The organism is Nocardia sp. NPDC052566 (assembly GCF_044547285.1).
Lineage (GTDB): Bacteria > Actinomycetota > Actinomycetes > Mycobacteriales > Mycobacteriaceae > Nocardia.
Map to the genome: position 1 here is coordinate 862,775 of NZ_JBIUAF010000003.1, position 6,697 is coordinate 869,471.

A 6,697-nucleotide genomic window follows, 5' to 3' on the forward strand; every position below is an offset into this window, starting at 1 on the left:
TTGGCCCAATGCGAACCCCGCCCCGTTGTGCTGTGCGACGAAACCAAATGCTTGCTATTGCAAGCGCCCGTGCCGGGTTGTTTCAATCGAGGGATGGTCAACGGTGATCACAGTGTTTCCCTACCCAGTCGCGGTGCGATTCTCGCGCTGAACGCGACATTGCGCCCGCTCGGTACGCTGCTGCCCGCGAATCGGCTCGGTGTCGCCGCGGCCCGGCTCGGATTGGCCGCGTCCTGCCAGATCTGGATGGACGAGAAGCTGCCGCATCATCTCGTCGACGAGCGCGGTCCACGGGGGCGCACGGCGGGGGAGTGGGTCGGCGAGCCGCCACGGCCAGGTACACCGTTGATCTACTACCTGCACGGCAGCGGCTATGTCGGCTGTAGCCCGGCCACCCACCGCGGCCTGGTGTCGGAGCTGTCGCGCAGGCTGGAGCGCCCGGCTTTCACGCTGCGCTACCGGCTCGCTCCGGAATACCGTTTCCCCGCAGCGCATGTCGACGCACTCAACGGCTATCGCTGGCTGCTCGAGCAGGGCCACGCCGCCGAAGACATTGTGGTGATGGGCGATTCGGCGGGCGGCCACATGGCGCTCGGCCTCTGCGGTCAGCTGCGTGCGCTGAAACTGCCGCAGCCGAGGGGAGTCGTCGCGTTCTCGCCACTGGTCGATGCCACCTGGAGCCTTGCCGCCGCGCGCGGCGAACAGGTGTGGGATGCCTTCATGTCGCTCGGCCTCGCCACCAAGATGACCGGTCTCTACACCGGCACAAAGCATTTCGACGACCCGCGGCTGAATGTCCTCGGCGGGGTCGGTCCCGATCTGCCGCCGATGCTGCTCCAGGCGGGCGGTAGCGAAATGCTCAGCGCCGATGCCGAGCACTACGGCCGGGCACAGCGCGCCGCCGGCGGCCGCTGTGAGGTCCAGATATCTCCTGGCATGTTCCACGTTTTCCAGGTCGGCCACCGCTTCCTGCCGGAGGCGAAGTCCGCGCTGACCTGCGTGGAGCGCTTCGTCGACGATATCGCGCACGGTTCGGCCATGCGATCTGCCTAACCGAAAAGCGTTATCGCCGTGTGGAATCCAGCTGTTGGAACCGGCTGATCTCCGACCAGATCTGGTGGTGGGGCGCGCCGTGCGTGGTCAGGTCACCCAGTTCGGCGAGCCTGTCGATGGCGATCCGAATGCGGGTCAGCGACACCGGATCTCGCGCCCAATGTTCCCGTCCCAGTTGCAATGTCGCGACGAGCAGATCACCGGGAAAGAAGTCGCCCTCGGCCAGCGGATTCCACTGGAGCTGGTTCGACGCCCTCGGCAGCAGCACGCCGACGCCTTCACCCTGTCGCAACAGCAGCCGCAGATCCTCGATGCTCAGACTGCCGCACGGCTTGCGGCGCAGTTCATGCACGGTCCACACCAGCCCGCTCACCTCGGCGGGCACCGCGGGCCAGACGTTGTCTTCCAGCTGTTCCAGTGACAGTTCGTCCTCGGCATCGGCACAGACCGTCCACCGCCGCTCCTCGCGCCGGAAGAAGAGCTGCCCCTCGACGCCGCCGGGATGGGTGACATACGCCATGGCAAGGTCACCGAAGACTCGCACAAGCGCGACCGCGATGGCGGGTTCCTCGATCGGGTCGACGGGTTCGTCGCCGTCGAGGTCGGCGATATCGTCCAGAAACGCTTCGGCCTCGTCGGCGCACATCAGGGCGGCGATCTCGTGGGGGAGACCGCGTTCCACCGCGACGGAGAAGGCCTGGATCAAGCGGAGGATCAGCTGTTCGTCACTGGGAACGCACATGGCGAATATCGTGCCGCGCGCTCCTGCGTCAACGCCGTTTGCACCATTTTGTTCATCGGCCGTCCGGTCGGCAGCTGTGTCAGGATGGGGCGGTAAATCAGCTCGGCGCCGCGTGTCGGTGCACAGGTGAGGAGATTGCGGCGAAGTGACCAGACCAGGCGACGAATCCGGCGACCGGGCCGAGGACGAATCGGCTGCCGAGCCCGATCAGCCCACCGCAACGGCGACGGCCGAACCCGAACCCGAACCCGAACCCGAACCCGCCGAGGCGGATACGCCGGCGGAAGCGGGCGATCCAGCCCCGACCCTCGGCGCCGAAGCCGATTTCATGCAGCAATTCATGCAGGCATTCGCGGCGAACGAGGTCGAGCCGGATGTCGGCTTCAGCCTGCTTGCCGAGGAGCCGACGGTCGACGTCGCCGAGCGGGCCAAAGAGCTCAGCCATCGCATCGCACGGGAATTGGCGGCCATCGGGCCCGAGGGCTGGAAGCGATTGGAGGCGGTCTTCGCGCTGACCACGGCCGCCGAATGGGGTGCGATCGTCTACGCGGACGACGAGCAGCGTTCGCTTCGCCTGCAGCCGCCGCCCGAGATACTCGAACTCGTCCGCGAACATCGCGACGCCTCAGCGCAACTCAGCGACGGCCCGTGGTGGCGCCTGTTGCTGAGCCTGACCAGCGCGGGCGCGATAGACGTCGACTACGACTACGGTGACGAGCCGTTCCCGGACGACCAGCTGTTCCCCGCCGAGGTCTACCGCGCCGACCTGGAGGCGTATCCGCGCCAGACGCTGCCGGTGTGGCTCGCCGCCTACATCGGTCACGGCGACCGGCAGTCGCGCCCACCGCAGCTCGCGGCCGCCGAGGCGCGCGCGGATCGGGCGGCCGGGGTGCGGCCGGTGCTGTCGGACACCGAATTTCCGCCGTTCCCGGTGATGGCCGCGCGCTGGGCGGTGATCTCGGCCGTGTTCGTCGCCGCCGAATCACAGTGGGGCCCAAGGGTGCTGCCCGCGCTGAACTGGTTCGAGGGGTCCAAGCGCAGCGGCTCGACGTTGTACGCGCTGCCTGGTGGTCGCGCGGTGCTCTCCGGCGGGGTGTGGAACGCACCGGAGCTGGCCGCGAGCTACAACGGTGGCGCACCGATGCCCGCGCTGTTCGCGGGCGCGCCGGAGTGGGTGGCCAATTCCGTGCTGAATCCCCGTGCGGCGAACGGGCTGCTGTCGTTCTGCTACTGGTGGGAGCGCGGCCGGTGGTATCGCGGTGAGTCGCCGACCTCGGATCTGCTCAGTGACGCCGTGCCCGGCGTCTGGACCACCGAGACAGTGGTCGACGTGATCTCGAGTGTGCTCTCCGAAAACCCGACCGACGAGGAACGGCAAGCGGTCGCCACCCTGGTATCGGCGGCCGAGGTCGGCGTCGTCACCCGGGACACGTTGCGCGGCGTATTCGGTGACGATGACACCTACGACATCGACAGTGCCTTCTATCAACTCACGCTGGCCGGCGTGACGATGGTACTGCCCGAACCGATTCCGGCGGACGACGCGATCGCCCAGGTGCGCGAGCACGTCCTCGAACAAGGCATCGACACCGGCAACTACCCACTGGAAAACCTGACCGCCGACCGGTTCAGCGTCGGCTGGATGGTTTACCCGCCGACCGAGCCGGGCGAGATCGCGATCGGCCGCGCGCTCTTCTATGTCGGCGATGACGGTGTGCTGGAACAGTCTTCGTCGTCGGTGGCGCCTTCGGTGTACATCGCCGATTTCGAACTGCGCTTCCAGGAACGCAATCGGTCGGTGGCGGTGTGACCCGGCCCGATCGCGGGCTGGTTCACATCTCCCACCGGTAGCCGAAGCCGCGGATGGTGGTGATCAGTCCCTGGCGATCGAGTTTGGCGCGCAGACCCGCCATGTGCACGTCGAGCGCGCGCGACACCGATGTGGACGAGTCACCCCAGATGCGGTCCATGAGCTGCTGACGGCTGACCGCGGAGCCCGATTGCTCCACCAGTATCCGGACCAGGTGGAATTCGGTGGGGGTGAGGGTGATCGCCACGCCGCCGACCTCGACCTGCCTGGCCACCAGATCGACGCGGACATCCCTGGTGACAACGGTCTGCGCGGGCACGGCGGGCATCATCCGCCGGGTCACCGTCTCCAACCGCGCGACCAGCTCCGCGATGCGCGGAGGCTTCACCAGGTAGTCGTCCGCGCCGCTGCGCAGCCCATTGACCACTGACCGCTCACCCGCCCGCGCGGTCAGGATCAGCACCGGCACCGAACTGACCTCGCGGAGCAGGCGCAGCACCTCCAGCCCGTCCATATCGGGTAGCCCGAGATCGAGGATCACCGCGTCGTATTCGCGGTGCGAGGCGAGCAGATCGGCGCCTCTGCGTTTGCGGTCGACCAGGTATCCCCGCGTCGTGAGCGCGGCGACAAGCGCCTCACCAACTCCCTCATCGTCTTCGACAACCGCAACACGCACGCGCCGATCCTTGCAAACCGCAAGGTTCGATGCGTGCTCAATGGCGATATGTTCACTGAGAGCGTGTGTCCGCCTACCCCAGGTCTTACGTCACGTGAACCACCTTTGACCAGCGGCTCGAATTCTTAACAGTCCCTTGAGCAATTCCCCGGCCACCGGCCAGCGCGAGTGGCGCATCACATGTCAGGATCTGGACATAGCCTGTGCGGGGTCTCTCCGTCGACAAGAACGGGAACATGCGATGAACGATGCGACATTCGAAAGCGCCACCGGTGCTGACGAACTCGCGGTCGTGACGCGTCCCGGATCGCTGATCGATAGCCTCGCCGGGGAACTCGCGGAGCTCGGTCCCGCGGGCTGGCGGGAACTGCGGGCGGAGTTCGCGATCACGGTCGCCGCCGAAGCCGCGCACATCGTCTACACCGTCGCCGATCGGCAGGTGCGCGTCGCCGCGCCGGAGCCGGTGCTCGAACTGGCCCGCGAGCAGCGCGCGCATGCCATCTGGACCGGGGCGGGTCCGTGGTGGCGACTGGTGCTGCAGGTCGGCGCATCCGGCGAGGTCGAGGTCGAATACGACTACGGCGACGAGCCCTTTCCCGGCGAGCACCTGTTCCGGCCGGAGGCTTATCGCGCGGATCTCGCGGCCTACCCGCGTCCGCGGGTGCCGGTGTGGCTGGCCGCCTACATGCATCACGATGGCAGGCAGTCGCGCACCGCGCGCCGGGCCGCGGTGTCGGCACGCGCGGGTCGCGGTGGCCGCGGCGGCATCGGCCTCACCGTGGTCGACGAGAACTTTCCGTCGCTGCCACGGCTGTGGGCGCGCTGGGCAGTGCTCGCGGCGGCCTGCGCCGCGGCCGGCGCGGAGCCGGGTCCGCGGATCGTGCCGTCGACCGGCTGGTTCGAGAGCGCGCGCAACGGAAGCAGCGGCTCCTCGCTGTACCTGCTGCCGGACGGTCGCGCGGTGCTCTCGGGTGGCGTGTGGAACGCACCGGCGCTCAACGCGGCATACAACGGCGGCGTCGATCTGCCGAATCTCTATGCCGGAGCCCCGGATTGGGTGACCAACGCGGTATTGAACCCGCGCGCCGCGGTCGGCCTGCTCTCGTTCTGCTTCTGGTGGGACGGAACCTATTGGTACAGCGGGGAATCGCCGGAGGTGCAGCAATGCGGTGCCGCGCTGCCGCCGATCTGGACGGCGAGCAGCGTGGTCGAGACGGTGGTGCAGCTGCTCACGGGCGAGCCGGATCTGGTCGGGCGGGTCGCGGTGACGCGGCTGCTGACGGCCGCCGAGCGTGGAAGGGTGACCCGTCCGCTGGTGTTGGAAGCCTTCGGTGCGGGCCACGATATCGGCGGCGCGCTGCGCGAGTTGTCCGCCGCGAAGCTGGTCATCGCGGAGAACGGCGCCGGGCAATCGGCCGAATCATCTAAAGTACCGGCCAGTCGGTATATATGCGATCATCGAATCGCGTTGTAGTTGAACGTTTTCGAGGAGGTTCGACATGGCGGACGGCGTCGAGGTAACACCGGAGAAGCTGGACGAGGTCAGGGACGCGATGGAAAAGGTCGCCCGGAAGTTCGACATGCTGCACGCGAAGATGAAGGGGTTGTCGGCGAGCTACAAGGGCGTCGAAGGGAGCGACGAACCCGGCCGCAACGTCGCCCTGGGGGAGCACGGCTTCTACAACTCGGTATCCAACGGTGAGGTGCTGTTGAGCAACGCCATCATCCGGGTGCGCAATCGCGCGGTCATGGCGAGCAATGCCGGTGTCGAGCTGACGGGGATGGAGCACCAGAACGAGAACGACCAGAGCGTTTAGCCGCCGGTCGGTCGGCAGGGGATCTATGCGGGTGGGGGTGAGTTAGGAGAGTTTCGGTGGCCGACGACATGACGAAGGCGCGCTTCCTGGACGCGATGGAATCGCTGCAGTCCAGCGTGAAGTCGATGATGGACGCGCAGCGCAAGCAGGCCCAGATGACCGGCACCGCCACCGCGGCCGGTAAGCGGGTCACCGTCGTCGTCAATGCCCGTGGTGTCGTCATTCAGACCCGATTCTCCCCGGAAGTCCGCGATCTCACCTATGAAGAGATCGCGGCCGCGGTCACTACCGCGGCGCAGGACGCGGCCGCTCAGGTGGAGCGCAAGACCAGGGAGATCATCGCGTCGCTGCAGGAATCGGACGCACGGCTGCGCCTGCCGAAGTTCTCCGACATCGTCCCCGGGATGCCCGAACCCGAGGATCTGCTGCCCGAGCCGCCGGAGGTCTCGCTCGCGCCGCCCGGCGCCCGGTCCCGCAGGGACAGCACCGAGGACACATCGATGGAATTCGATCGTGTCGAGCAGCGGGCCGAGCCGAAGCGCTCCGGCGTGGCCGAAACCGGTTGGTAGTCAGAGTCTGCGCGTGATGGCTGTCTGCTG

Annotated in this window: 7 protein-coding genes; 5 read left to right on the forward strand and 2 right to left on the reverse strand. The window is 67.4% G+C overall.

Features of this window, described 5'->3' with window-relative positions:
- Positions 1-93: 93 nt before the first annotated feature.
- On the forward strand, positions 94-1,053 hold the full coding sequence (locus ACIG5A_RS17880; RefSeq protein ID WP_397241301.1) for an alpha/beta hydrolase: 960 nt from the start codon (positions 94-96) through the stop codon (positions 1,051-1,053).
- 10 nt (positions 1,054-1,063) lie between these two features.
- On the opposite strand, the gene ACIG5A_RS17885 is transcribed toward ACIG5A_RS17880, so the two are convergent.
- Positions 1,064-1,795: a contact-dependent growth inhibition system immunity protein gene (locus ACIG5A_RS17885; protein ID WP_397241302.1), complete on the reverse strand. Its 732-nt coding sequence runs from the start codon at positions 1,793-1,795 to the stop codon at positions 1,064-1,066.
- A 145-nt stretch (positions 1,796-1,940) separates the two neighbouring features.
- Between ACIG5A_RS17885 and ACIG5A_RS17890 the strand changes: the two genes are divergently transcribed.
- Positions 1,941-3,605: a hypothetical protein gene (locus tag ACIG5A_RS17890; protein WP_397241303.1), complete on the forward strand. Its 1,665-nt coding sequence runs from the start codon at positions 1,941-1,943 to the stop codon at positions 3,603-3,605.
- A gap of 22 nt (positions 3,606-3,627) precedes the next feature.
- Here ACIG5A_RS17890 and ACIG5A_RS17895 read toward each other — a convergent pair whose 3' ends face one another.
- On the reverse strand, positions 3,628-4,281 hold the full coding sequence (locus ACIG5A_RS17895) for a response regulator transcription factor (RefSeq protein ID WP_397241304.1): 654 nt from the start codon (positions 4,279-4,281) through the stop codon (positions 3,628-3,630).
- 241 nt (positions 4,282-4,522) lie between these two features.
- Here ACIG5A_RS17895 and ACIG5A_RS17900 point away from each other — a divergent pair, with 241 nt between their 5' ends.
- Genes ACIG5A_RS17900 through ACIG5A_RS17910 form a run of 3 tightly spaced genes read left to right on the forward strand, consistent with a single transcriptional unit; the run spans position 4,523 to position 6,667 of the window.
- Complete coding sequence (locus tag ACIG5A_RS17900) at positions 4,523-5,755, forward strand: hypothetical protein (RefSeq protein ID WP_397241305.1); 1,233 nt, start codon at positions 4,523-4,525, stop codon at positions 5,753-5,755.
- A 25-nt stretch (positions 5,756-5,780) separates the two neighbouring features.
- Complete coding sequence (locus ACIG5A_RS17905) at positions 5,781-6,098, forward strand: hypothetical protein (protein ID WP_397241306.1); 318 nt, start codon at positions 5,781-5,783, stop codon at positions 6,096-6,098.
- Between the two features lie 56 nt (positions 6,099-6,154).
- Entirely contained in the window at positions 6,155-6,667 is a 513-nt protein-coding gene (locus ACIG5A_RS17910) for a YbaB/EbfC family nucleoid-associated protein (RefSeq protein WP_397241307.1), read from the forward strand.
- Positions 6,668-6,697 lie beyond the last annotated feature (30 nt).

Coding starts and splice junctions, on each gene's coding strand:
- ACIG5A_RS17880 (WP_397241301.1), top strand. CDS start 94: ATGGTCAACGGTGATCACAGTGTTTCCCTACCCAGTCGCGGTGCGATT.
- ACIG5A_RS17885 (WP_397241302.1), bottom strand. CDS start 1,795: ATGTGCGTTCCCAGTGACGAACAGCTGATCCTCCGCTTGATCCAGGCC.
- ACIG5A_RS17900 (WP_397241305.1), top strand. CDS start 4,523: ATGAACGATGCGACATTCGAAAGCGCCACCGGTGCTGACGAACTCGCG.
- ACIG5A_RS17905 (WP_397241306.1), top strand. CDS start 5,781: ATGGCGGACGGCGTCGAGGTAACACCGGAGAAGCTGGACGAGGTCAGG.